The following is a 25,316-nucleotide window of genomic DNA, read 5'->3' as shown; positions in this document are numbered from 1 at the left end:
AGGCTGCCGTCCTCACCATTTCGGCGGCCGCTTCTCCACGAACGCTCTCAAGCCCTCCTGCGCCTCATCCGACGTCGCGACATTGCAGAAATCGTCGACGGCGCTTGCAATGCTGCGCCGATAGTCGAGATCGATCTGGCGCATGAAGGCGGCGCGGCCCATCCGCAGCACTGCGGCCGATTTGCCTGCGAATTGCGCCGCGAGCCTTGCGACCTCGGCCTCGAGCTCCGCATCGGCGACGACGCGGTTGACCACGCCGAGCTCGCGCGCCTCCGCGGCGCTGAAGACGCGGCCGGTGAACAGCAGCTCGAAGGCGCGGTGACGTCCGACGATCCGCGGCAGATGGGCATAGTGGATCGCCGGGATGACGCCGACGTCGATCTCGGGATAGCCGAACGTCGCGCTCTCGGCCGCCAGCACCACATCGCAGGACACTGCCATGGTCATGCCGCCGCCCCGCGCCGCACCGCCGACGGCGGCGATCGACGGTTTGCCGAGCCGATACTGCGCGTCGTAGAGGTCGATATAGAGCGCCTGGAGGAATTCGCGGATCTCGGCGCCGGGCTTGCCGAGCAGGATGTCGAGATCGAGGCCCGCCGAGAAGCGCTTAGGGATAGCGCTCGCCAGCACGACCACGCGCGCCTCGGGATCGTCCGCGGCGCGGCGGAGCGCCGCGACCACCGCGCGGATGAGTTCGAGGCTGAGCGCGTTGACGGGCGGGCGGCGCAGCGTGATGCGGGCGATGTTGCCTGCACGTTCGTAAGTGACGGGACTATCCGATGTCACCGGATTCTCCATACCTTTAAGATGTCAGCACCTTCAACTGCCGGTCGATCCTGCGCAAGGCCTCACAAGCGGGCGCAAAGGCACCGTCGCCGATCAGCCGCCAGACCGTGTTTGCCTGCTCCTCCAGTTGCGGGATCGTCAGCGGCAGTCCAGCCGCCTCCTGCAGCGCGCCCTTTTCATTGATGAGATAGCGTTCGTTCAGGGCGAACAGCACCTGCGCAATGCAGGCGAGCGATCTGTAGAGGCATCCCGCGATGTGGGTCCGCTCGTCACGGGCCGCCGCGAGCTCGGCATTTTCGATGCTGAACAGGATTTCCCACTGGAAGCGCCGGATCAGGGCGCGGCGCAGAGCCTGCGGATAGGGAAGTGCGATTGATTTGAGCTGAGCGATCAAACCCTTCGGATCGTGCAGCGGCTGACAATACGCGATCTCACCCATCCAGATGGCCGAGCAGAAGCCATGCGGATGGCCGGGCTGGTAGGCCATGAGGACCGTACCGCTCCGGCAGGCTGCCATGACGCGCTCGACGTTGTCGGCGTGACGGTACAGCAGATCGACCTTTTGCCCTTCAACCGACAGCCAGGCTCCGCCGACGATCCACGATCCCCATTCGTCATATTTTGTCACGGTCGTGGCGCCAGGATCGTCGGCGATTTCCTTCACCACAGTCAGGAGTCGATCCGTATCGAGCGGGCCGGCGTTGGAGCAATACAGCCCGATGTCATAGTCGGAGGAGGGATGCACGTTACCCCGCGCGCGTGAGCCACCGAGCACCACGGCCTGAACGCCCGGTACTCCGGCAAGAATGGGTGTCAGGCGGGTGGGCAAGGGATCTGGGGACATCAGTTGCAGCTCTCCGGGAGGCTCGGGCCGTGACGTCGGCGCGGTCGCACCGCTGGCATTGGTGATGTCCGAGGAGTATAATTTGCAAAACTCTCGACGGTAACCTGGATGTTCAACTTCGCACGTTCACGCGCTCTTGCAACTCTCGCCGTGCTCTGCCTCACCGGCGCACCGGCTCATGCGCAAGTTGCGCCGCTGCGATATTGGATTCCCGGCGGGCCTTTCGGCCTCAGTGGTGGTGCCGGGCAGAGTTCCGATACTTACGGCGGCTTCTCGAGCTTCAATGCCGGCGATGCGGGTTGGCGTACCAGCTATGCGAACGGTTTCTTCGTCGGCAGCGAGCGCGGCAATTTTGGTTTGAGCGGCTTCAATCAGGCCGGCTCGGCCGGCAATTTCAGCGCGCTGTCCTATGACAGCACGCAGTTTGGCTACAACACCAAGACGGCGGGCGGCATGCCCGTCACGTTCTTCGCCGGCTTCGACACGCTGAAATTCGGCAACGGCATCGGCAGCTCGCTGGCGCCGCTGACCTCCAGCGCCACGCCCGGTTATGGCGCGTTCGCGGGTGTCGAGTTCAAGCCGACCTCCAATCTCAGCCTGTCGTTCGGTGCCGGCTTCATCCAGCAGCAGTCGGGACGCATGGACAGCGACATCAACTCCTCGATGCTGCCCGGCGAGTCGCCGGCGTTGGGCGGCTTGCGTCGCTGAGCAATCCCCACAGGCATCACGACAAGCCCGCCACCAGCGGGCGTTGCAGGTGCCGGGCCATCAGGTCGGCCGCCTCAGTGTAGCGTCGCGTCTCCAGGACGTCGAGCAGGCGCAGATGCTCGCGCACGTGCCGTCGCATGCCGTCGCGGTCGGCGAAGCTGCGATAGGCGAACAGGCGTCTGATCGAGTTCACGCGCTTGAGCGCTTCGAGAAAGAAGGGATTGCCGGCGCCGCGGATGATCTCTTCGTGGAATTCGCAGCCGGAGTGAAAGATCTCGCCGATCGTCATCTTTTCGAGCTCGCCTTCGAAGACGCGTTGTTGGCGCTCGCGCAAACGTACGATCACCTCCTGCGGCAGCGCAAAGCCCGGCTGCGCGATCGCCGCCGGCTCGATCACCGCGCGAAATGCCTTGGCCTTGGCTTGGGCTTCGGGGTTCGAGACCGTCTCGGCGAAGCGCCAACCATAGCCGGGCAGACGTGCGATCCAGCCCTCGGCGGCGATCCGGTCGAGCAGCCGCTGCAGCTCGGCCCGGCTGAGCCCATAGCGGCGCATCAGCTCGGCCTCGGTGACGTCGGCCGGTAGCCGTGTTGCGAGCACGTCGCCTGCGATGGTCGCATAAACCTGCTCGTTGCGCCTGACCGCCGCGAGCGCCGGTTGGGCTGCGCCGCTGGTGGGGTTCTTTGCCAGCACAAAGCCGCGATGCGGCTCGCCGCGCGCCAGCCCCGCCGCTTCCAAGGCCTTCAGGCCGAGCCGGATCGGTGCGCGTGAAAGGTCCAGCGCATCCGCAAGCCTTTGTTCGATCAGGCGGTCTCCGGCCTTCATGCCTTCGCGCCGGGCCAGCGCCATGATCAGGCCGGCGAGGTGCTCGGCGCGCTCGGAACCGTTTTTGACGCTGCGCTGTCGGGAACTGTCGGATGCGATCATTGCAGTGCACGCAAGTTTTGGGGCTTGACAGACTGTCCCATGGATTGTTCTTTTATGCAACAATATACAATCATAGGGAGAGCCCGATGGCGCGCGCGCCCGATGTCCACATTTGCGAGGTTGCTCCCCGCGATGGTCTGCAGAACCTGGACATCTTCGTTCCGACCGAAGCCAAATGCGCGCTGATCGACACGATCGCCGCCGCCGGCATGCGCGAGATCGATGCCGGATCCTTCGTTCCGCCAAAGGTCGTGCCGCAATTCGCCGACGTCGACGCAGTGATGGCGCATGCGCTCACGCACAAGTCCGCAACCATCGGCGCGCTGGTACCGAACCCGAAGGGCGCCGAGCGCGCCATCGCCGCAGGCGTCAACGCCGTCTATTTCGTCATCTCGGCAAGCGAGACGCACAACCGCGCCAATGTGCGCCGCACAGTCGATGAGCAGATCGAGGGATTTCGTGCGGTCCGCGCCGCGATCGACGCCCGGCCGGTGGAAGAGCGACCGCAACTGATGGGCGCGATCTCCACCTCCTTCGGCTGCTCGTTGGAGGGCGAGGTGAGCGAGGCGGCGGTGTGCCGTGTGGCACGCGCTTTTGCCGAAGCCCGCGCCGACGAGATCGGGCTTGCCGACACCGTCGGCTATGCGACGCCCAAATCGATCCGGCAGATCGTCGCGGCCGTGCGGCGCGAGGTCGGGCCGCAAATGACGCTGCGGCTGCATCTGCACGACACGCTCGGTGCGGGCCTTGCCAATGCCGTCGCCGGCCTCGAAGCGGGTATCCGCCGTTTCGACGCCGCGGTGTCCGGCCTCGGCGGCTGTCCCTTTGCTCCCGGCGCGCGCGGCAATATCGTCACCGAGGATCTCGTGTTCATGCTGGAGCGCATGGGACTCTCCACCGGCATCGACCTCGACCGCCTGATGCAGACGCGCGAGATACTCGCCCGCCATATCCCGGCAAAACATTTGACGGGGCATCTGCACGAGGCCGGCATCCCCAAGGTCCTGCGGAGCGCGGCATGACCAGGGCTGCGCGCGAGACGCCATCGGAGCTTCGTCCGCTGGCAGGCCTGCGGGTCATCGAGTTCAGCCAGATGGTGATGGGGCCGAGCTGCGGCTTGATCCTCGCCGATCTCGGCGCCGACGTGATCAAGGTCGAGCCGCCCAAGGGCGACCGCACCCGCTATTTCAAGGGACCCGCCGCCGGCTTCTTCGCCACCTACAGCCGCAACAAGCGCAGCATCGCGCTGGATACATCGACCGCGGAAGGCCAGACGATCGCACGCAGGCTGATCGAGAACAGCGACGTCCTGATCGAGAATTTCCGGCCGGGCCTGCTGAAGCGGATCGGCCTCGATTACGAGACCGTCGCGGCCTTCGCGCCGCGCCTGATCTATTGCTCGCTCAAAGGCTATTTGCCCGGGCCTTACGAGAACCGCCTCGCGCTCGACGAGGTCGTGCAGATGATGGGTGGCCTCGCCTACATGACCGGCTTGCCCGACCGTCCCATGCGCGCCGGTGCCTCGGTCAACGATGTCATGGGCGGCATGTTCGGCGTGATCGCAATTCAGGCTGCGCTCGCCGAGCGGCAGCGCACCGGCCGGGGTCGCTACATCCAGAGTGCGCTGTACGAGAACAACGTGTTCCTGATGGCGCAGGCCATGATGTGCGAGGTGGTCAGCGGCCAGCCCTCGATCCCATATTCGATCAAGGACAGCCCATGGCCGGTTTATGATCTCTTCGATACCAGGGACGGCTCGAAACTGTTCGTCACCATCGTCGGTGAAGAGCAATGGGCGGCATTCTGTCGCGCCTTCGATCGCGAAGCCTGGCTCACTGATCCGCGCTTCGCGACGAGCAACGACCGCGTCGATCATCGCGGCTGGCTGATCCCCGAGATCGCGAAGATCTTCAAGCAATGGGACAAGGCCGATCTCGCCGCGCGTCTCGAGCAGCTCGATCTGCCCTATGCGCCGGTGAACAAGCCCGGCGATCTCTTCGATGATCCGCATCTCAACCAGTCCGGCGGCCTGACCGATATTCGGCTGCCTGACGGCGGCGAGGCCAAGACGCCGCTCTTGCCGATTTCCATGGACGGAAGGCGCCTGCCCAACCGCTACGATCCACCTGAGATCGGCGAGCACAGCGGCGAGATCCTGAGCGAGATCGGCATGTCGCCGAATGAGATCGAAACGCTGCGACAGGCAGGGACGATCAAGGTCGCGCCGTCCTGACCGATCGGCGCAATCGAACAAAGAAACAAGGGAGGAGGAGCACATGAGCATTACCAGGCGCCAGGCGCTGATCGCGGGCTCCGCATGGGCCGGCGCATCGCTGCTGCCGGGGCAGCTGCGCGCCGAGGCCAAGCAGGTCTCGCTCGCCTTCGGACCGGTGTCGCCGGTCTATGCCATCGGCATGATCGCGGAGCTGAAGGGGTACTTCAAGGACGAAGGACTCGATTCCAAGCTCGTCACCGGCAATGCCGGCACATTCGGTCGCCAGACCCTGGCGGCGGGGCAGGCGCTGTTCGCCCATGGCGATGCCAGCCACCCGCTCCAGCTCAGTGCGCGCGGCAAGCCCTGCAAGATCCTGCTCGCGACCGAGATGGTGTGCTCCTACGCCAGCATCATGGTCCGGCAGGACCTCTACGACGCCGGCATCAATTCGGTCGAGAAGCTCGCGGATTACAAGCGCACCGATGGCGCCAAGCCGATCGTCGCCGCGACCGCGATCGGGTCGGGCACCTGGGTGTTCGGCACTTATGTGTTCGAAGCGCGCGGGCTCGGCGGCAAGGTGAACTGGGTCGCGGGCGGCGGGACCAACACCATGTTCCCCTCGCTCCAGACCAAGCAGTTCGACGCCATCATGGCGCCGCCGAGCTGGATCGTCGAGGTCGAGAAGAAGGGCTTTGGCCGGACGATCTACGACACGTCCAAGCCCGGCGTGTTCGAGAAGGATTTCGGCGGGACGTTGCCCGTGCTGGTGATCTACACGCTCCAGGACACGATCGAGCAGGACAAGGCGATGGTGCAGGCCTATGTCAATGCGATCCATCGCGCGATGGCTTTCGTGAAGGCGACGCCGCTCGCCGAGGTGCAGGCGCTGGTCACGCCGAAATATTTCTCGGGCATCGATCCCGACGCGGTCAGCGTCGAGCTCGGCTTCGACAAGTCGACCTGGGCCTATGACGGTGTCATCGACAAGCCCGCGTTCGAACGTGGCGCCAAGCCCTGGTACCGCAAGGGAACTGATATTCCCGAGACCAGATACGAGGATGTCGTCGACATGAGCTTCCTCCAGGCAGCCAGGGCAAAATACAAATGATCGCCGCGCCAGGTCAGGGCCTCGCGCTCGCGCGCGACGAGGATCAAACAGCGGCGGCGCGCACCCGCATTGCCGTGCTGGGGCTCGCCAAGCGCTTCAACGCGTCCGGCCGCGAGTTCGTGGCGGTCGATGACGTCTCCTTCGAGGTCAAGCAAGGCGAGTTCGTCGCGCTCCTCGGTCCCTCCGGCTGCGGCAAGAGCACCATTCTCAACATGGTCGCAGGGCTATTGCCGCGTTCCGGCGGACGCATCCTGATCGATGCGGACACGGTCGAGACCGGCAAGATCAACCCCAGGGTCGGCTATGTCTTCCAGCGCGATACGCTGTTTCCCTGGCGAACCGTGGAGCGGAACATCGGCTATGGGCTGGAGATCGCGGGACTGCCGAAGACCGAGCGCGCAGGGCGCGTCGCTTCGGCGGTCGAGAAGGCCGGGCTCTCGGGCTTTGCGCAGAGCTTTCCGCGCATGCTGTCCGGCGGCATGCGCCAGCGCGTCGCCTTGATGCGCACGCTGATCCTGGAGCCCGAGATCCTGCTGATGGACGAGCCGTTCGGCGCGCTCGACACCCACACCAAGCTGGAGATGCACAAGACGCTGCTGGAGATCTGGGAACGCGAGCGGCAGACCGTGCTGTTCGTGACGCACGATCTCGGCGAAGCCTTGACACTGGCGAGCCGCATCATCCTGCTTTCGGCGCGGCCCGGGCGTCTCAAGGAAGACTTCGACGTCGCCATCCCGCGTCCGCGCGATCCCGTGGCCGTGCGTGAGACCGCCGAATTCGGCCGCCTTTATTCCCACATCTGGCATTCGCTCGGCGAAGAGTTCCGCCGCACCAGGGCCGACTGACCATGTCCAACAGCCGCACCGTCATCCTGTTCTGGCAACTGGCCATTCTCGCGGCCGTTCTCGTCATCTGGCAGTGGGGCTTCGAATGGAGCAAGGCGCTGCTGCCGAAGGCCTACGTGCCGAAAATCCTCGATCCCTATTTCGTCGCCAAGCCGTCGCTGATCTGGCAGAGCTTCCTGCGGCTTGGCTGCTTTGCCGATACCAGCGGCTTTGCCGCCTGTATCAAGGGCAACGACAACAATCTGTGGCTTGCGACACTCGTCACGCTGAAGAACACCTGGTGGGGATTTTTGTTCGGATCGGCGAGCGGCATCGCGGCTGGCCTGATCCTCGGCCGTTCGGATTTCCTTGCCCGCGTATTCGGGCCCTACATCGTGGCATTCAATTCGATCCCGCGCATCGCGCTGGTGCCGCTCGTCATCCTGATCTTCGGCCTCGGCGATCTCTCCAAGATCGCGACCGCCTGGCTGGTCGTGTTCTTCGTGGTGTTCTTCAACACCTTCGAGGGAACGCGTGCGGTCGACCGCGACCAGATCGCCGCCGCTCGTCTGCTCGGCGCCAGCGAGTTCACCGTGCTGCGCACGGTCGTGATCCCCTCCGCGCTCGCCTGGGTATTCGCCTCGCTGCTGCCGGCGGTGTCCTTTGCGTTGATCGGCGTCATCGTCGGCGAATTCATCGGTGCCGAGCGCGGGCTCGGCAAGCTCATTATCGAAGCCGAGGCGCGGGCCAATGCCAGCGAGATGATGGTCGCCATCTTCGTCATGATGTTCGTCGGCATCCTGCTGGCGATCGCGGTGCGCTCGCTCCAGTCCTACCTGCTGCGATGGCAACCGCAATTCGAGCCGTCGACATAGCAGTCCGCACGGAATTGGGGGGCGGGTTGCGTCACCGGCTGAACCGCGCCACCAGCTCCACATGCGGCGTGTGCCGGAACTGGTCGACCGGCACCACCGCCTCCAGCCGATAGCCGCCGTCGATGAGCAGTCGTGCATCGCGGGCGAAGGTCGCGGCGTTGCAGGATACGGCGACCACGACGGGCACCTTGCTTGCGGCAAGCTTCAGCGCCTGCGCCTGGGCGCCCTGGCGCGGCGGGTCGAACACCACCGCGTCGACGTCGCGCAGCTCCTGCGGCATCAGGGGACGGCGGAACAGGTCGCGCGGCTGGGCTTTGATCGGCTTCAGGCCGGGCGTGCGCGCCGCTTTCGCCAGCGCTGCGATCGCGCCGGCGTCGCTGTCATAGGCGGTCACGCGCGCCTTCTCGGCCAGCCTCAACGCGAACGGGCCGACGCCGCAGAAGAGATCGACAATTTCCTTGGCCTTGCCGACGCGCTCGGCGACGAGCGCGGCCAGCGTCTCTTCGCCTGCGACGGTCGCCTGCAAGAATGAGCCCGGCGGCAGCGTCACCTCAGCGCGGCCCATCTTTACCGCTGGTGGCAGGCGCTGCAGCACCAGCTCGCCATGCCGCGTCAGTCGCGCCAGGCGGTGCTGCTCGGCGACGCGGGACAACGCGGTCACCAGCGGCGTCGGCAGCGGGCCGGAGCCGCGCACATCGACATCGAGGCCGTTGGTGGTGGCGGTGACCTGGATGTCGAGCGGCTTCGTCACCGGCATCTTGGTCGTCAGCGGTTCGGCCAGCGCCCAGGCGGCGTCGATCGCGCCCGCGAGCGCGGGATCGAGGATGGGACAGCGATGGATCGGAATGACGTCGTGCGAGCTCGTCGCGGAGAAGCCGACCTTGAGAACGTCATGCGTGCCAAAGCGGCCGTGCAGCGTGATGCGCCGGCGCCCGGCGCCGTGCGCATCGACCAGCGGCGCCACCTCGCAATCGACGCCGGCCTGCGCCAGCGTCTCGACCACGATGCCGCGCTTCCAGGCGTGATAGGGCTCAGCCGCCCAATGCTGGATGGCGCAGCCGCCGCAGACGCCGAAATGCGGGCAGAACGGTTCAATGCGCTCGGGGCTTGCGACGTCGATCGCGAGCAGCTTGCGGCGGTCGGGATGGTGGCCCGCGACGTGATCGACCTCGACGGTCTCTCCGCCAAGCGTATAGGGCACATAGATCGCTGCGCCGACGTCGAGGCAGACACCGTCGCCGCGATGGCCGACATGATCAATCGTCAGGCGCTCAACCACGGCGCGCGCCCAGGAAGAATTCGATGTTGCCGTCACCGCCCGTGATCGGTGAGGGGAATATCTCGATGTCGGTGCAGCCGAGCGAAGCGGCAAAGGCCGCGATGTCGTCACAGATCTCCCGGTGCACGGCGGCGTCGCGGATGATGCCCTTCTTGTTGTGCTTCCGCTCGGCTTCGAATTGCGGCTTGATCAGCGCCAGCAGGCTCATGGGTGCCGCCGCCAGCGACAATGCCACCGGCAGCACCGCCTTGAGTGAGATGAAGCTGACGTCGATGACGACGATATCGGGCCGCGCCGGCAGACGCTTGCCTTCGTAGGACCTTATATCGGTCTCCTCCATCGACACGATCTTGGGATGATCGCGCAGCGAGGGATGCAATTGGCTGGTGCCGACGTCGATGGCGAACACCAGGCTTGCCCCGTTCGCCAGCAGCACCTCGGTGAAGCCGCCGGTGGAGGCGCCGACATCGAGGCAGACATGGTCCTCGATTTCAATCGGGTAATGCTCCAGCGCGCCGGCGAGCTTGACGCCGCCGCGGGAGACATAGGGATGCGCCGGCTCGGCCTGGATCACCGCGTCCTCGGCGATCGTCTCCGACGGTTTCAAAACCGGCTTGTCGTCAGCCGTGACCAGGCCGGCCTCGATCGCCGCGCGCGCCCGTGCCCGGCTCTCGAACAGGCCGCGCTCGACCAGCAATACATCCGCGCGCTTGCGGGCAGGGGGCATCACGCTCTCATGGGCACGACTGAGGTGCTTATGTAGCGATCAATCGCGCAGCCGCCATCCGGACGCAAGCCTCGAAGGCGGCGAGATCGTGCCAGACATCGATCGGCATCTGCGCCGGCGTCACCAGCGGGCAGCCGTGCAGTTCCAGCGCATGGATCATCATGAGGTTGTCGACGAGACCAAAATCCTCGACCGTCAGTCCCTGCGCATCGACCAGTCGTCCGTCCTCGGAGGCGACGTCCATGAAACGGCCGACGCGGTCGGCATAGACGGCGCCGTCATTGGAATAGGCGAGGCAGAACTTACGCCGCCCGGCCATGTAGCCGAGCTCGTAGACGGTGCCGGGATCGGCGCCGGCCCCGCGGAACGGGGTGAGGTTCGCAATGATGGCGTCGGCCTCGTCCATCATCGCCTCGTTGCCGCAAAAGATCTGCCGCGAGACATCGGGCGCGGTGAGGTCGATGGCGTTGTCGAGGGGATAGAGGCCGGTAAGGCCATGAGCCGTGCAGATATCGACCTTGCGGCGGCCGATCTCTACCGCGTCCGGCAGGAACACGTCGGGGCCTGCCAGATAGATCTTCATGGGAGTAAAGCCGAAGAAATTTGGATCGAGATGTGAGCCACGGCACGCGCTCTGCTCCTCCCCCCGCCTGCGGGGGAGGGGTGGGGAGAGGGTGTCTCCGCAAGCGAGAACCCCCAAGAGGAAAAACCCTCACCCGCGCCTTCGGCGCGACCTCTCCCGCGAGCGGGAGAGGTGAAACCCATCAAGCCAGCTTGACCGTCTCGGCCTTGACGTCCTTGCCGAGCGCTTCGAACACCTTGGCGACGATGCCCTTGGCGTCGAGACCGGCGCGGGCGTACATCGCGGCGGGCGTGTCGTGGTCCTGGAACACGTCGGGCAGCACCATCGAGCGGAACTTGACCATGCCGCTGTCCAGCACGCCCTGATCGGTCAGGAACTGCGCGACATGCGAGCCGAACCCGCCGACCGAGCCTTCCTCGATCGTGATCAGGATCTCGTGGTCGCGGGCGAGCTTGAGCACCAGCTCGGTGTCGAGCGGCTTCATGAAGCGCGCGTCCGCAATCGAGGTCGACAGGCCGTGGGCTGCGAGCTCGTCGGCCGCCTTCTCGCATTCGGCGAGGCGCGTGCCGAAGGAGAGCAGGGCGATCTTGCTGCCCTGGCGGATCATGCGGCCCTTGCCGATTTCGAGCGGAATGCCAACCTCGGGCATGTCGATGCCGCGGCCTTCGCCGCGCGGATAGCGCAGCGAGCTCGGGCGGTCGTCGATCGCGACCTGGGTCGCCACCATGTGCACGAGCTCGGCCTCATCCGCGGCCGCCATGATCACCATGTTCGGCAGGCAGCCGAGATAGGCGTTGTCGAACGAGCCGGCATGGGTCGCGCCATCGGCGCCGACCAGGCCCGCGCGGTCGATGGCGAAGCGGACGGGCAGGTTCTGGATCGCGACGTCATGCACGATCTGGTCATAGCCGCGCTGCAGGAAGGTCGAGTAGATCGCGCAGAACGGCTTGTAGCCTTCGGTCGCAAGACCGGCGGCGAATGTCACCGCGTGCTGCTCGGCGATGCCGACGTCGAAGGTGCGGTCGGGGAACGCCTTGTTGAAGATGTCGACGCCGGTGCCCGACGGCATGGCCGCGGTGATGGCGACGATCTTGTCGTCCTTCTGCGCTTCCTTGACGAGGCTCTGGCCGAACACGTTCTGGTAGGCCGGCGCGTTCGGCTTGGCCTTGGCCTGGGTGCCGGTGGCGACATCGAACTTGACCACCGCATGATACTTGTCGGCGGACGCTTCCGCCGGGCCGTAGCCCTTGCCCTTCTGGGTCACGACGTGAACCAGGATCGGGCCTTCCTCCATGTCGCGCACGTTCTTCAGCACGGGCAGCAGGTGGTCGAGATTGTGGCCGTCGATCGGGCCGACATAATAGAAGCCGAGCTCCTCGAACAGCGTGCCGCCATCCATCATGAAGCCGCGGGAGTATTCTTCGACGCGGTTGGCGCGGTTGGCGAGGATCTTGGGCAGGCGCTTGTTGATCTGCTTGGCCGCATCGCGCAGCGTGCGATAGGTCTTGCCGGAGTAGAGCCGCGACAGATAGGCGCTCATGGCGCCGACCGGCGGCGCGATCGACATGTCGTTGTCGTTGAGGATGACGATCAGGCGCGAGTTCATCGCACCCGCATTGTTCATGGCCTCGTAGGCCATGCCCGCCGACATCGCGCCGTCACCGATCACGGCGATAACGTTGTTCTTGCCGCCGGAGAGATCGCGCGCCACGGCCATGCCGAGGCCGGCCGAGATCGAGGTCGAGGAATGCGCCGCGCCGAACGGATCGTAGTCACTCTCGCTGCGCTTGGTGAAGCCGGACAGGCCGCCGCCGGTGCGCAGGGTGCGGATGCGGTCGCGCCGGCCGGTGAGGATCTTGTGCGGATAGGCTTGATGGCCGACGTCCCAGATCAGCCGATCGCGCGGCGTGTCGAAGACGTAATGGATCGCGGTGGTGAGCTCGACCACGCCGAGACCCGCGCCGAAGTGACCGCCGGTCACCGAGACAGCATCGATGGTCTCCTGCCGCAGCTCGTCGGCGACTTGGCGAACCTGCTCGATCTTGAGCTTGCGCAGGTCTTCCGGCGTCCGGATGGTGTCGAGAAGCGGCGTTTTACTGTATGCGTTCACGGCCATTTCCAATTTGTCAGCGCCGGAAGGTTCCGGTGCGCGATGGGTTTGCTCAATATCGGCGCAGCGCGAGTCCCCAAACCGTCGGAGCCACCTGCATGGGGCCAGGCCCCGTCTTCAAGCTTAGGTAAGCTTAAGTGCGCTCCGGTTCAGTCTCTGTGATCCCTGTCACTTAGATCGGCTTCGCCCGTCCCAGCCAATTTCATCAGCAGTTTGAAGCGCTTGTCGTCGGTAATCGTTGCCCACGCAAGGCTTACAAAAAGCCACACTCCGCGCAGCTTTACACCAAAGCTTGGGCCAAAGCCAACCCGCCGGGCCGATTGGGGGTATGCAGGTGCAACCGGCGGGCCGGCTTGGTTAACTGCGGCCCGTGACGAGGGGTTCCGGGCTCGTCCGGTTTCTTGGCGGACTTTTTGCCAGAATCAGATCTTTTTCGTCCTCGGAAGGCCTCGATCCGGAACGACCCCCACCCAGCTCCCACCCATGGAACCGTCACGCTTCGAGGGACGGCGCCGTGCGATCATGAAAAATGCAGCCGGCAGCGCTCCCTGTGCCCTGTTAAAGGGACAAGCGCGGTCAGAAACCGAAGGGGGGAACTCGGCTTACTGGACGTCGAGCGGTGCGGTGCCGATGGCCTGGCCGCTGGCATCGGTGGTGATCTTGTCGACGCGGGCCTCGGCCTGACGCAGCAGGTCCTCGCAGCGGCGCTTCAGGGCCTCGCCGCGCTCATAGATCGTCACGGATTCCTCGAGCGGCACCTTGCCGTCTTCGAGCCGCTTCACGATCGTCTCGAGTTCCTCGATCGCGCGCTCGAAGGTGAGCCTGGAGACGTCGATTTGGGTATTTTCGGCCATATCCGTTTCCGATTGCCCGATTCGCTTCACATGAGCAAAAGCAGAATTTTGCGGGCTTAATGTGGCGGGTCCGTCACGCGCCCATCAGGGCGCCGACATGCGCCGTAACAGATTCTTTCAGCCCTTGCAGGTCATAGCCGCCCTCGAGTACCGAAACAATGCGGCCCCCTGCGGTCTTGTCGGCGAGGTCCATCAGCTTGCGCGTCACCCAGGCATAGTCCTCGGCGCGCAGGTTCAGCGAGGCCAGCGGGTCGCGATAATGCGCGTCGAAACCGGCGGAGATGATGAGGAGCTCGGGGCTGAATTTTTCCAGCTGCGGCAGGATCAGATTCTCGAACGCGTTGCGGAATTCCGGCCCGCCGTCCTCGGACGCGAGCGGCACATTGACGATGGTGTCGTGGTCGCCGCGCTCGCTCTTGGCGCCGGTGCCCGGAAACAGCGGCATCTGGTGCGTCGAGCAGTACATTACGGTCGGGTCCGACCAGAAGATGTCCTGCGTGCCGTTGCCGTGATGTACGTCGAAATCGACGATGGCCGCGCGCTTGATGCCGAATTTGCGCTGCGCATGGCGCGCCGCGATTGCGACATTGTCGAAGAAGCAGAAGCCCATCGGCTTGCCGATCTCGGCGTGATGTCCGGGCGGGCGCACCGCGACGAAGGCGTTGCGATGCTCGCCCGCCATCACCGCTTCGGTGGCCGCGACCGCGCCGCCGACGCCGCGCATCACCGCTTCCCAGGTGCCTGGCGACATCGAGGTGTCGCCATCGAGATAGACTTGGCCGCTGGTCGGCGCGATGTGGCGCAGCTCGGTGACGTAGTGCTCGTTGTGGCACAGCGTGACGAGATCGAGATCGCCCTCCGGCGCCTGGTCGCGCGCCAGAAACTGGAAACGCTCGTGCGACAGCGCTTCCTCCACCGCGCGCAGACGATCCGGCCTTTCAGGATGTCCCGGCGGCGTGACGTGGTCGAGGCAGGCCTTGTGGGAGAGAAGGAGCGTGCTCATCAGGTCGGCCTCACAGAAAACGGCTCTTGACGTCGCTTGGCGCATCCGGCGCCAAAACGCAATGCAAAACCCAATCTAGGCGTTTGGACGGCAATGGCAAAGGGTCGTCCCGCGCCGGCCCGTTTGATCCGGATCAATTCACCCGCAGGATGCGGGTGGGCGGTAGCGGACCGATCGGCCCGTGCGCCCGGAAGAACGCGAACAGCGCGTCGGCGTCGTAGCCGCCATATTGCGGCGCCGAGCCCTGTTTGGCGACGGTAAAGCCGTCGCCGCCGACGGCGAGGTAGTCGTTGAGGGTGACGCGGTAGCCGCTTCCAGCTTCGATCGGCCTGCCGCTGAGCGTCATCTTCTCCGGCATTACGCGCTCGCCGAATGGTTTCGCCGCATCCCAGGCATAGCTGAATCCGTTCGACACCTGCAGGATCCGCGGCCGCTTCGGGTCGAGCCATTGCTGTTCCAGCAAGTCCTTGAGCTGGCGGCCTGTGAGCGTCATGGTGACGAGACGGTTGCGGAACGGCTGGCTGGCGAAGACATCGCCAAATGTTATCGCGCCGTTCTCCTTGGGAACGATGTCGGTGCGGATGCCGCCGGGATTGGTGAGCGCGATCACGGCGCCGCCGTCCTTGGCATCGCGGGTTGCAAGCAATTGCGCATCCGCAATGATGTCGCCGAGCGCGCTTTCGCCGGCCTCGTTCGGAATGCGCGACAGCGTCTGCGTCACCGATCCGGCCGGCCGGTTGGCGATCGGCGCCGACAGCTTGTCGTAGGCCTCGATCAATGCGGTCTGCTCGGCATCCTTAGGCAGCGAGGCATTGGCGACGATGACGTTCTCGGCCCTGGCGCTGACGATGTCGTGGCTTGCGGGATCGAGCTTGAGGTCGATCGCGGTGACCAGTGTGCCGAATTTGTCGCCGCTGGTGACGAGCCGTCCATCGATATTGCAGACATAGGCGCGATGGGTGTGACCGCTGACGACGACGTCGACGGCGCGATCGAACTTCTTGACGATGTCGACGATCGGGCCCGAGATGCCGGGACATTCGTTGTAGTCGCCGGCAGGCTCGCCGCCTTCGTGGATCAGCACGACGATCGCTTCCACCCCGCGCGCCTTTAATTGCGGCACGAGCGCATTCACCGTCTCGGCTTCGTCGCGGAATTCGAGACCGGAAATGCCGGCGGGCGAGACGATGCCGGCGGTGCCTTTCAACGTCAGTCCGATGAAGCCGACGGAGATGCCGTCGAACTCCCTGATCTCAAACGGCGGCAGCACGCTTTTGCCGGTCGCGGTCTCGATGGTCGAGGCCGCGAGATAGCGGAATTTGGCGCCCGTGAAGGGATGCGGCCCCTGGCAGCCGTCGACCGGATGGCAGCCGCCGTTCTGCATCCGCAAGAGCTCGGTCTTGCCCTCGTCGAATTCGTGATTGCCGACCGAGGTGATCGCAAGACCCATCATTGACAGCGACTCGATCGAAGGCTCGTCGTGAAACATCGCCGACAGGAACGGGCTCGCGCCGATCAGGTCGCCGGCAGCGACGAAGATTGTGTTCCTGTGGCCTTCGCGCAGCTGCTTCACCAGCGTCGCCATGTATTCGGCGCCACCGGCCGCCACCATCACCTTCTTGGCTCTATCCTCGGGATCTCCGATGCGAATGCCGCCCGGCGGCGGACGCAGATTGCCGTGGAAATCGTTGACCGCGAGGATGCGCAGCTCGACCGGCGCGGCGGTCTGGGCCGAGGCGGGGAGGGCAAAGGTAAGGGCGAGTGCGAAGGCGGTCAGGCGGAGAAGATGTCGCATGGAACCAGATTAGATGTTCGGCGCGAAGATTTCACGAAGCCTTCTGTTGCGTGCGGCGACTGCCGCGCACTCCCACCCGCCCCTTGAGGGGGCGGGTCGGTTCGCATGAAATGCGAACCGGGGCGGGGTGACCCTCCAGGGGAGGGTGGCAGCAGCGTGCTCACCTCACCGCTTCTTCCGGTTCGCGAACGCATTGAACGCCGCCACCGCTTCCTCCGACTTCAGCCGCTCGCCGAACAGATGGCCTTCCTGGTCGATGCGGCGGGTGAGCTCCTCGGGCGGAGCGCGCAGCAGTCGGCGCGAGGTCGCGACCGCCTCGGCCGGCAAGCGGCAGATCTCGCGCGCCACCTTGCGCGCCTCGACCTCGGTGTGGCCCGGCGAGACCACGGTGTTGACGAAGCCTGCGGCGTGCGCCTCCGCGGCGGAAAAAGTCCGCCCCATCACCAGCATCGCGAAGGCGCGCTGGTAGCCCATCGTGTTCGGCATCAGCAGGCTGGCCGCGCCGACTGGTACGAGCCCGAGATGGATATAGGGTGCGGAGAAGGTCGCAGCGTTCGAGGCGAGCACATAGTCGCAGTGGAACAGCATCACGGTGCCCATGCCGATCGAGGCGCCGTCCACGGCGGCGATGATTGGCTTGGCATTGAGGGCGAGCGAATAGAGAAACTTGGCGCCATTCGACAGCATCTCGGGCTGCGAGGCGTCGGCCTTCAGGAAATCTTCGATGTCGTCGCCGGCGGTGAACACGCCGGAGCCGCCGGTGATGATCATGCAGCGAATGTCGGAGTTGCTCTGCGCGGTGTCGATCGCGTGACTCATCTCCCGATACATGTCCTGCGTGATCGCGTTCTTCTTGCTTGGACGACGCAGGGTGATCACGCGCGTTCCACGCTCTTCGGTGACGACGATATTGCCATTCGGCATGAGAGCCCCCTGCGGTCGCCGCGGCGCTTGCCTTTGGCGTGACTCACGAAACGTCAGCCTACATCATCTTGCAGGCGTGCCAATGCGCTGGCTCAAGCTTTTCGATGCCGATCTTGTGACGCAGGTACATGGCGCCCGCCGCATCGGTGGGGTCTCGCTATTGCGCGTTGCAACAAATGGCTACAATGTTTCAATTGAAAAACCGCTGGTTGTGGGGCACGATCGCACATTGCACCGTTTGCTTTGACCGATTGCTCGATTGATGATTGCCAAAACTGGTGTCGACGAATCCTCGCTGCACTACCGCGGCTGGCGCGTGGTGTTGGCCTGCTTCCTGATGGCTTTCTTCATGTTCGGCTTCGGCCTCTACGGCCAAGGCGTCTATCTCGCCGAACTGCAGCGCGCCCATGGCTGGCCGGGCACGCTGGTCTCCGCGGCCAGCACCTTCTCGTTCCTCCTGACCTCCGTCCTCGTCATCTTCACCGACGATCTGCTCGCCCGCATCGGATTGCGCGCGCTGATCCTGTGCGGCCTGTCGGCGCTCGGTGCTTCGACCGTGCTGCTGGCGCTGATGCAGACGCCCTGGCAGCTCTATCTGGCCTATGCGCTGATGTCGGTCGGCTGGACCGGCATGGGCACCGTGGTGATCGCGACCGTGCTGAACTCCTGGTTCGAGCGGCGCCGCGGGCTCGCGCTCAGCCTCGCCTTCAACGGTGCGACCTGCGGCGGCATCGTCCTCGTCCCGCTGCTGCTGTCGCTGACCGGCAGCATCGGCTTCCGTTTCGCGATGCTGGCGGTCACGCTCGCAATGGTGCTGCTGGTGCTGCCGGTGGTCGTGACGTTCATCGGTTGGCCCGCCGGGACCTCGCTGGCACCGGCCGGACGTCCGTCCAGTGGCGATGCGGCCGCACCCGGCCAGTCGCGCAAGGCGCTGCTCGCCAACGCAGCGTTCTGGACCATGGTGCTGCCGATCGCGATCGCGCTGCTGGCGCAGATGGGCTTCATCATCCATCAGGTGACGTTTCTCGAGCCGCTGATCGGGCGCGCCAGCGCGGGCCTCGCCGTCACTCTCATGGCGGCGATGGCGGTGATCGGCCGCCTGTCGCTCGGCCTGTTCGTCGACCGGCTCGATCCGCGGCTCGCCTGCGCGGCGTCGATGACGAGCCAGGCCGCGGCTCTCTTCGTGCTGCTCCAAAGCACGAGTCCGACCGTGCTGCTGGCCTGCTGCGCCGTCTACGGCTTCTCGATCGGCAACATGATCACGTTCCCGCCTCTGATCATCCAGCGCGAGATCGGCGCTTCTGCCTTCGCGGCCGCGATGGGGCTCGGCACCTCGATCAGCGGCATCGTCAGCGCCTTCGGCCCCGGCATCGTCGGCCTGGTGCGGAGCTTTACCGGCAATTACACGACGGCGTTCGCGCTGTGTGTGGTGCTCGATCTCGTCGCGGCGGCGGTCGTGTTGTGGCGGCCGGGGGGAAGGGCGGATGTCGAAGCTTCGTAGCCTGGAGCGCGGCGCAATCCGGTCGTGTGTGGTACGCTCGTCCCACACATTCGGCGTCATCGCCCGACTTGATCGGGCGATCCAGTACCCAGTGGCGTCAGTCGCTTATCGCCGCGGCGTACTGGATTCCCCGCATTCGCGGGGAATGACAGCGGGGAGGAGGTGAGATCTCCCATCCCAAACGCGGCAGTGCTTCGCGCCTACAGCAGCACCGCATCCGCCGCCGCGACCGACTCCGCACTCTCCGTCACGGTGCGCTCGAGCGAAGGCGCCTGCACCGTGATGTTCTCGGCGAAGAAGCGGGCGAGCGAGACGTAGCGCGCGGCGTCCGTAGTGCCGTCGGCCTTGGCGGCGAGCGCCTCAGAGGCCAGCATGCAGCCGCCGAGCGTGGCGCCGAACTGCTGCAGATAGGGCGTAGCTCCCGCAAGCGCCTCGTTCGGCGCGGACGTAACGCGCTCCAACAGCCATTTGCTGGTGCGCGTCAGCGCTTCCACCGCCTCGCGCAGCTTGGTGGCGGTGGTGCCGAAGGCGGGATCGTTGGAGGCCTCGACTTGGCTGACGATAGCCGAGAGCTCGTCGAGCAGCGCCCACACCGCCGCACCGCCATTGGCCGCGAGCTTGCGCGTGACGAGGTCGATCGCCTGGATGCCGTTGGTGCCTTCGTAGATCGCGGTGATGCGGGCATCGCGATAATGCTGCGCAGCGCCGGTCTCCTCGATGAAGCCCATGCCGCCATGCACCTGCACGCCGAGATAGGCGACCTCATTGCCGATGTCGGTGGAATAGCCCTTCGCGATCGGCGTCAGCAGCGCCGCGCGTGCGGCCGCATCGGCACGCACCTTCGCGTCCTTGGCGCGGGTGGAAACGTCGATCGCGACCGCGGTCGCATAGCAGATGGTGCGCGCCGCCGCGGTCTGCGCCCGCATCCGCATCAGCATGCGCTTGACGTCGGGATGGACGAAGATCGCATCCGAGCCGTCGCCTTTCTTGCCGACCGCGCGGCCCTGCTTGCGCTCTTGGGCGTAGGACAGAGCCTGCTGATAGGCGCGATCGGCGACGCCGACGCCCTCGAGGCCGACGCCGAGGCGGGCCTGGTTCATCATCGTGAACATGCAGCGCATGCCCTGATTCTCTTCGCCGATCAGGAAGCCGATGGCGCCGCCATGATCGCCCATGGTCATCGTGCAGGTCGGCGAAGCATGCATGCCGAGCTTGTGCTCGACGCCGCTCGCATAGATGTCGTTGCGCTGCCCCAGCGAGCCGTCGGCATTGACCATGAATTTCGGCACGAGGAACAGCGAGATCCCCTTGGTGCCGGCGGGCGCGTCAGGCAGGCGCGCCAGCACGAAATGCACGATGTTGTCGGTCATGTCGTGCTCGCCATAGGTGATGAAGATCTTCGTCCCCTTGATGCGATAGGTGCCGTCGGCCTGCCGCTCGGCGCGGGTGCGCAGCGCGCCGACGTCGGAGCCGGCCTGCGCCTCGGTGAGTTGCATCGTGCCGGTCCACTCGCCGGAGACGAGCTTCTCGAGATAGATCTTTTTCAGCTCGTCGCTGCCATGCGCCTCCAGCGCCTCGATCGCGGAGGCGGTCAGCAGCGGGCAGAGGCCGAAGGCGAGGTTGGCGGCGCTCCAGATCTCGGTGCAGGCGGCGTTGATCGCAAGTGGCAGGCCTTGGCCGCCAAAACCTTCCGGGCCCGAGACAGCGTTCCAGCCGCCCTCGGTCCAACGCTTGTAGGCGTCCGGCCAGCCCGGCGCGGTCGTGACCTTGCCCTCGCTCAGCTTGATGCCGTGCTCGTCGCCAACCTTGTTGAGCGGCGCCAGCACGTCGGACGCGAACTTGCCGGCTTCCTCCAGCACCGCCGCGGCAATATCGGCGTCGAAATCGCCGTAATGGCCGGCCGCCACGGCGGCCTTGAGGCCCGCGCCGTGGTTGAGCGACAGCAGCATGTCAGAGATCGGCGCGCGGTAGGTCATGGCTCACTCCCGTGGACAAAATATTGGCGCCGTATTCCCATGAAACGGGGGCGGTCTCAATGGCCGGGAGGCGGGCCGGCCGGGAGCGGGGCCATCGCCGTGCCTATAATATAGAGTGAGGAGGGGAGGGTCGCCCGCCCGTGTGGTATTTTGCCCCTCCAGGCGGTTGAAATGCCGCGTCGCTCCCTATAGACCGGCAGCACCTGAGGGGAATCCGCGGTAGCCCGATCTTCCGTCGTTCCCTGTTGGGGCGTAGCCAAGCGGTAAGGCAGCGGATTTTGATTCCGCCATTCGGAGGTTCGATCCCTCCCGCCCCAGCCAGATTGCCCGCCCCGCCTGAGACCACTCCCGAAATCAGCCTGGCTGGGGAGCTGCCGGGTCTGGCGCGGCCTCGTCATGCAGTGAAGTCGCATCGGAGCGCGACCGGCCGTCCGGGTCTCAGCGAGATGCGCGCTGTCGCTCGAAAGTGTCGTGGCAGACCGACGAAGCCCGCGACGTGGAGCGTGCCTGCACCGTCCTCGTTGGGCGTCCTTTCGTAGCTTCTTTGTCGGCCTGTCGCCCCGGCTCTTGTCGCCAGATGTGTGTGCCTCCCCGGAGCGACCAGGGCTGGGTTGTCATAGTCGGTGTCAGCGACGACAGGTTGATGATCGGCGCTGCGACATGTTCTCCCAAGACAGGAACGCCCTCGGAGCGGCCGAGTTAGGCCGACAAAACCACTTGTGAAGGAGACAAGGTCATGGCCCGCGCAACAGCACATCCGAATCATCAATGCATCTCAAGCGAAGATATTCAGGGAACCAAGGTGTATGGTGCAGATGGAAAGAATATCGGTGAGGTTGATCACCTCATCATCGACAAGGTGTCAGGCCGCGTGGCTTATGCCGTCATGAGCTTCGGCGGATTTGTTGGCTTGGGTCACAGCCACTACCCCATTCCCTGGGGCGCTCTGACATTTGATACGTCGCTTGACGGTTTTCGAACCAACATCACCGAGCAACAGCTGAAGGATGCGCCTGAGTTCAGCGATGACTCCTGGCAGGATCGAGACTGGGAAACGCGAACTCACCGCTATTATGGGATGCCCACCTATTGGGAAGGGCGAGGTGGCCTATAACGCCTGGCGGCGCGTCGGAAATTTCCAATCGTGAGTGCCAGCTGAATTGATCAGCCGGCCCTCATTGGATGCTGTCGGATTTGATCCTGCCGACAGACGCTAGAATAATCCGGCCCCGAAGGGCAGCGTTAGTGCAAAGTGTGCAGCGGTTTTCCTCGCGACAAACGCCGAACGCGTTTGCGCGGAGATCATGCTCAAACGTTCAGCCAGCGCTCCCTATCCCTCATACTGGTCCGGCCCCATTGCCCAGGCCGCCTCGTCGTGCCCGTACGCATAATTCCGGTTGTTGATCGCCGGATTGCGATTGACCATCGGGCGCATGAACATCGGATGGGTGGCGCTGCGCACCTCGTGCTCGACGGTGAAGAGGTGCTTGCCGCTATCAAGGTCGACGATGTCGCAGAACCGGTACTGGTATTGATTGTCCTCGCGGGAGATCAGGCCGCGCGCCAGCAGCTTGCGGTACGGGCCCGAGAAGTCGGTGATGTACATCTGCACATGGTGGCCGTCATAGTCGCTGTTCAGCCGATCGGTCTCGCGGAACAGCAGATGCTGGTCGCGGCCCGTCTTCACCGCGGCAACCTTGCCGTTGCCGTTCCGCAAGTCGGCGGGCATGCCCATGACTTCAGGATAGAACGCGCAGATGCCGGCCGCGGAGCCCACCGGCACGTCGAACTCGACATAGGGAATGCCGAGCGCGATGCGCCCGAAGCGCGCAGCGTCCGGCTCGTAGCAGCTCAGGCGGTTGCCCCACGGGCAGGTCGCCTCGACATGGTCGTTGCGCTCGGCGAATGCGAAGGCCGTGCCCTCGAGCTTCTTCGCGACCGATGCGAGCCGCGCCAGCAGCGCCTCGCGGCCCGCGATGACCAGCCCGATATGGCCGCGCAGCACCTGCGGCCTGCCGCTCGGCAAATGAAACTGGCTTCGCCCGGCATTGATCCACATGTTGGTGTCGGACACCATCAGATAGGGATCGCGGGTCAGCCCGAGCCCCGTGACGTAGAACAGGGTCGCCAGGCGCTGGTCCGGGACCTACACGTTGACGTGCTCGAAATGGATCGCATTCCCGAGATCTTCGGCTGATCGATCGAATGGCTGCGGCATGGATGTGTGCTTCCGGCTGGAGGATCTAGGGCCATACTAGAGCAGAATTTCCGTCCGCCGAAACTGGTCGCCGTTCACATCTCGCGGGCTGGGCATCATGTCCATTGCCGCCTTGCTGTGGCGGGCAGTCCCTGTAATCTGACGAAAACATTGGGGAAGGGATCGATCTGGACGGCGTCCGCGTTCTCGATTTCGGGCGCTATATCGCAGGTCCCTATTGCGCGACCTTGCTGGCCGAATTCGGCGCCGAGGTCATTCGCGTCGAAAAGCGCGACGGCAGCGAGGATCGCTTCGTGGCGCCGGTGGGCGAAGATGGCGAAGGCGCGCTGTTTCTCCAGGTCAACCGCAACAAGAAGTGCATCACGCTCGATCCGATGAAGGCGGAGGGGCAGGACGTGATGCGCCGCCTGGTTGCCACCGCGGACGTGGTCGTCGCCAATCTGCCGCCGCAGACCCTGCGCGCGATGAAGCTCGACTACGAATCCTTGAAGGCGATCAAGCCCGACATCATCCTGACCACGGCGACCGCGTTCGGCGGGCCGGGGCCCTGGTCCGACCGCGTCGGCTTCGACGGCGTCGGCCAGGTCATGTCGGGGTCGGTGTACATGACGGGCGCGGGCGATCCGCCGTATCGGGCCGCGGTGAACTGGGTCGATTTCGGTACGGCGCTGCACTGCGCGTTCGGAACGCTCGCCGCGCTGATCGAGCGCGGCAAATCCGGGCGCGGGCAGGTCGTCGAGGGCGCATTGCTCGCAACCGCCTTGTCCTTCACCAATGCCACGCTGATCGAGCAGGCGGTCATCAACGTCAACCGCGTGCCGACAGGCAATCTCGGCCAGACCGCGGCTCCAGCCGACATCTACCGCACCAAAGACGGTTGGGTGCTGTGCCAGGTCACCGGTCATCCGCTGTTCAAGCGCTGGGCGAGGCTGATGGGCGAGGAGGAGCAGTGGCTGAACGATCCGCGCTTTGCCGACGACATCAGCCGCGGCAACAACGGCCCCATCATCAGCGAACGGATGGCGCGCTGGTGCGCCGAGCGCACCACGCAGGAGGCGGTCGACACGCTGGGACGTGCGATGATCCCGACCGGACCTGTCCTCAGCCCGCAACAGGCGCTGGACCATCCGCACATCCGTGCCGCCGGCTTCATGCAGGACGTCGATTATCCCGGCCTGCCGAAGCCCGCACCGGTCGCTCGCGCCGCCGTGCGGCTGTCGGAGACGCCGGGCGACATCGCAACGCGTCCGCCGACGCTCGGCGAGCACACCGATCTCGTCCTGACTGAGCTCGGCTACGACGAGGCCGCGATAGCGGCGCTCCGGCAGGGCGGCATCATCTAGCTATCACGGTGCAAGCTCCGGGATGGCGGAGCATTCAAAGCGAGCTGCCGCCGCAGATGACCAGCTGCTGTCCGGTGATGGCGGCGGCTTCCGCCGAGAGCAGGAAGGCGACTGCGCCAGCAACTTCCTCGGGGCGGATGTAACGGCCGATTGGCGGCAGTTTTGGTGCAACATCAGCGCGCGAGGGATCCTTCAACATCGGCGTCTCGGTCGCAGCTGGCGCAACCACGTTGACCGTGACGCCGCGCGGCGCGAGCTCGATTGCCCAGGACCGGGCCAGCGCGATCAGCGCCGCCTTCGTCGCGGCATATTGCCCGCGGCCGGACGCACCAGATGCGGTTCGGCTGCCGATGAAGACGATGCGCCCTCCTTTCGGCAGGCGCGGTGCCAGCGCGTCGGCGAGGCGCTCGGCGGCGTCGACATGCAGCCGCCACATCGCCGCTCCCTCCTCGTGGTCGAGCAATCCGAGGTGACCGACCCTCAGCATGCCGGCGGCATGAACCAGTGCGGTCGGCGCGATGCCCGCGACGGCGTCCGCGATGGCCCCGACGTCGGCAAGGTCGAGCGACACATGATCGAAGGCCGGATGCTCGAACGACCCGGGCCGGCGGCTGATGCCGGTGACGCGCCAGCCGTCGCGCAGCAGCCGCTCGACGATCGCAGCGCCGATCCCCGAGCTGGCGCCGGTGACGAGGGCGTGAGGCCTCATGTGCATCAT

Annotated in this window: 23 protein-coding genes, 1 tRNA gene and 1 pseudogene; 11 read left to right on the top strand and 14 right to left on the bottom strand. The window is 65.3% G+C overall.

All coding sequences use genetic code 11. From position 1 onward, the window contains the following. Window positions 1-12: 12 nt before the first annotated feature. Both ACNJX8_RS29830 and ACNJX8_RS29825 read right to left on the bottom strand, forming a co-directional pair. On the bottom strand, window positions 13-786 hold the full coding sequence (locus tag ACNJX8_RS29830) for an enoyl-CoA hydratase/isomerase family protein (protein WP_128943142.1): 774 nt from the start codon (window positions 784-786) through the stop codon (window positions 13-15). Between the two features lie 16 nt (window positions 787-802). Continuing rightward, window positions 803-1,615, bottom strand: coding sequence for a nucleotidyltransferase domain-containing protein (locus ACNJX8_RS29825; protein ID WP_439357670.1), 813 nt, complete (start codon window positions 1,613-1,615; stop codon window positions 803-805). A 123-nt stretch (window positions 1,616-1,738) separates the two neighbouring features. Here ACNJX8_RS29825 and ACNJX8_RS29820 point away from each other — a divergent pair, with 123 nt between their 5' ends. Further along, complete coding sequence (locus ACNJX8_RS29820; protein ID WP_439357669.1) at window positions 1,739-2,338, top strand: hypothetical protein; 600 nt, start codon at window positions 1,739-1,741, stop codon at window positions 2,336-2,338. Window positions 2,339-2,354: 16 nt separating this feature from the next. Here the strand turns inward: ACNJX8_RS29820 and ACNJX8_RS29815 are convergent, their stop codons facing one another. Further along, window positions 2,355-3,263 carry a GntR family transcriptional regulator gene (locus tag ACNJX8_RS29815; RefSeq protein WP_439357668.1) on the bottom strand — a complete coding sequence of 303 codons (909 nt, stop codon included), beginning with the start codon at window positions 3,261-3,263 and terminating at the stop codon, window positions 2,355-2,357. A gap of 86 nt (window positions 3,264-3,349) precedes the next feature. On the opposite strand from ACNJX8_RS29815, the gene ACNJX8_RS29810 reads away from it, so the two are divergent. The 5 genes from ACNJX8_RS29810 to ACNJX8_RS29790 are packed head-to-tail and all read left to right on the top strand — an operon-like array spanning window position 3,350 to window position 8,285. Next, on the top strand, window positions 3,350-4,285 hold the full coding sequence (locus ACNJX8_RS29810) for a hydroxymethylglutaryl-CoA lyase (RefSeq protein ID WP_439357667.1): 936 nt from the start codon (window positions 3,350-3,352) through the stop codon (window positions 4,283-4,285). Further along, window positions 4,282-5,496 (top strand): CaiB/BaiF CoA transferase family protein, encoded by a 1,215-nt coding sequence (locus ACNJX8_RS29805; protein ID WP_249760338.1) that lies wholly within the window; start codon window positions 4,282-4,284, stop codon window positions 5,494-5,496. Before ACNJX8_RS29810 ends, ACNJX8_RS29805 begins: the two co-directional genes overlap by 4 nt. A 43-nt stretch (window positions 5,497-5,539) precedes the next feature. Next, complete coding sequence (locus ACNJX8_RS29800) at window positions 5,540-6,586, top strand: ABC transporter substrate-binding protein (RefSeq protein ID WP_439357666.1); 1,047 nt, start codon at window positions 5,540-5,542, stop codon at window positions 6,584-6,586. After that, window positions 6,583-7,431 (top strand): ABC transporter ATP-binding protein, encoded by an 849-nt coding sequence (locus ACNJX8_RS29795; RefSeq protein WP_439357665.1) that lies wholly within the window; start codon window positions 6,583-6,585, stop codon window positions 7,429-7,431. Before ACNJX8_RS29800 ends, ACNJX8_RS29795 begins: the two co-directional genes overlap by 4 nt. Before the next feature lie 2 nt (window positions 7,432-7,433). After that, entirely contained in the window at window positions 7,434-8,285 is an 852-nt protein-coding gene (locus ACNJX8_RS29790) for an ABC transporter permease (RefSeq protein WP_128935289.1), read from the top strand. A 31-nt stretch (window positions 8,286-8,316) separates the two neighbouring features. On the opposite strand, the gene ACNJX8_RS29785 is transcribed toward ACNJX8_RS29790, so the two are convergent. The 8 genes from ACNJX8_RS29785 to ACNJX8_RS29750 all read right to left on the bottom strand — a co-directional run bounded on the left by ACNJX8_RS29785 (window position 8,317) and on the right by ACNJX8_RS29750 (window position 17,560). Continuing rightward, window positions 8,317-9,564, bottom strand: a complete 1,248-nt coding sequence (locus ACNJX8_RS29785) for a class I SAM-dependent RNA methyltransferase (RefSeq protein WP_439357664.1) — start codon at window positions 9,562-9,564, stop codon at window positions 8,317-8,319. Then, the gene (locus tag ACNJX8_RS29780; protein ID WP_439357663.1) at window positions 9,557-10,291 is read right to left on the bottom strand and encodes a TlyA family RNA methyltransferase; all 735 of its coding nucleotides are present in this window, start codon (window positions 10,289-10,291) and stop codon (window positions 9,557-9,559) included. Before ACNJX8_RS29780 ends, ACNJX8_RS29785 begins: the two co-directional genes overlap by 8 nt. A gap of 28 nt (window positions 10,292-10,319) precedes the next feature. Further along, window positions 10,320-10,874, bottom strand: a complete 555-nt coding sequence (locus ACNJX8_RS29775) for a nucleoside 2-deoxyribosyltransferase (protein ID WP_128935286.1) — start codon at window positions 10,872-10,874, stop codon at window positions 10,320-10,322. A 181-nt stretch (window positions 10,875-11,055) separates the two neighbouring features. Next, a complete protein-coding gene (dxs, locus tag ACNJX8_RS29770) occupies window positions 11,056-12,984 on the bottom strand; it encodes a 1-deoxy-D-xylulose-5-phosphate synthase (protein ID WP_130220925.1) in 1,929 nt (642 codons plus the stop codon). A gap of 602 nt (window positions 12,985-13,586) precedes the next feature. Next, window positions 13,587-13,838 carry an exodeoxyribonuclease VII small subunit gene (locus ACNJX8_RS29765; protein ID WP_439357662.1) on the bottom strand — a complete coding sequence of 84 codons (252 nt, stop codon included), beginning with the start codon at window positions 13,836-13,838 and terminating at the stop codon, window positions 13,587-13,589. Window positions 13,839-13,911: 73 nt separating this feature from the next. Next, entirely contained in the window at window positions 13,912-14,841 is a 930-nt protein-coding gene (locus ACNJX8_RS29760; RefSeq protein ID WP_439357661.1) for a histone deacetylase family protein, read from the bottom strand. Between the two features lie 133 nt (window positions 14,842-14,974). Further along, entirely contained in the window at window positions 14,975-16,636 is a 1,662-nt protein-coding gene (locus tag ACNJX8_RS29755) for a bifunctional metallophosphatase/5'-nucleotidase (RefSeq protein ID WP_439357660.1), read from the bottom strand. A gap of 165 nt (window positions 16,637-16,801) precedes the next feature. Then, entirely contained in the window at window positions 16,802-17,560 is a 759-nt protein-coding gene (locus ACNJX8_RS29750) for an enoyl-CoA hydratase-related protein (protein WP_439357659.1), read from the bottom strand. An 82-nt stretch (window positions 17,561-17,642) separates the two neighbouring features. On the opposite strand from ACNJX8_RS29750, the gene ACNJX8_RS29745 reads away from it, so the two are divergent. Then, window positions 17,643-17,807 (top strand): hypothetical protein, encoded by a 165-nt coding sequence (locus ACNJX8_RS29745; RefSeq protein ID WP_164934634.1) that lies wholly within the window; start codon window positions 17,643-17,645, stop codon window positions 17,805-17,807. A gap of 15 nt (window positions 17,808-17,822) precedes the next feature. Beyond that, complete coding sequence (locus ACNJX8_RS29740) at window positions 17,823-19,061, top strand: MFS transporter (protein WP_439357658.1); 1,239 nt, start codon at window positions 17,823-17,825, stop codon at window positions 19,059-19,061. 200 nt (window positions 19,062-19,261) lie between these two features. On the opposite strand, the gene ACNJX8_RS29735 is transcribed toward ACNJX8_RS29740, so the two are convergent. Continuing rightward, entirely contained in the window at window positions 19,262-21,037 is a 1,776-nt protein-coding gene (locus ACNJX8_RS29735) for an acyl-CoA dehydrogenase (protein ID WP_439357657.1), read from the bottom strand. Between the two features lie 246 nt (window positions 21,038-21,283). On the opposite strand from ACNJX8_RS29735, the gene ACNJX8_RS29730 reads away from it, so the two are divergent. Beyond that, window positions 21,284-21,358: transfer RNA gene (locus ACNJX8_RS29730), tRNA-Gln, on the top strand. Window positions 21,359-21,773: 415 nt separating this feature from the next. Then, complete coding sequence (locus ACNJX8_RS29725) at window positions 21,774-22,151, top strand: PRC-barrel domain-containing protein (protein WP_128935279.1); 378 nt, start codon at window positions 21,774-21,776, stop codon at window positions 22,149-22,151. A gap of 216 nt (window positions 22,152-22,367) precedes the next feature. Here ACNJX8_RS29725 and ACNJX8_RS29720 read toward each other — a convergent pair. Further along, a pseudogene (locus tag ACNJX8_RS29720) lies at window positions 22,368-23,255 on the bottom strand (hypothetical protein). A gap of 167 nt (window positions 23,256-23,422) precedes the next feature. On the opposite strand from ACNJX8_RS29720, the gene ACNJX8_RS29715 reads away from it, so the two are divergent. Then, a complete protein-coding gene (locus ACNJX8_RS29715; protein WP_439362000.1) occupies window positions 23,423-24,598 on the top strand; it encodes a CaiB/BaiF CoA transferase family protein in 1,176 nt (391 codons plus the stop codon). A gap of 34 nt (window positions 24,599-24,632) precedes the next feature. Here the strand turns inward: ACNJX8_RS29715 and ACNJX8_RS29710 are convergent, their stop codons facing one another. After that, complete coding sequence (locus tag ACNJX8_RS29710; protein ID WP_439357656.1) at window positions 24,633-25,316, bottom strand: SDR family NAD(P)-dependent oxidoreductase; 684 nt, start codon at window positions 25,314-25,316, stop codon at window positions 24,633-24,635.

This window comes from Bradyrhizobium sp. SPXBL-04, assembly GCF_051853035.1.
GTDB classification, from domain to species: domain Bacteria; phylum Pseudomonadota; class Alphaproteobacteria; order Rhizobiales; family Xanthobacteraceae; genus Bradyrhizobium; species Bradyrhizobium zhanjiangense.
The sequence above is the reverse complement of the archived record's forward strand: the minus strand, read 5'-3'. Positions and strand labels throughout refer to the sequence as shown.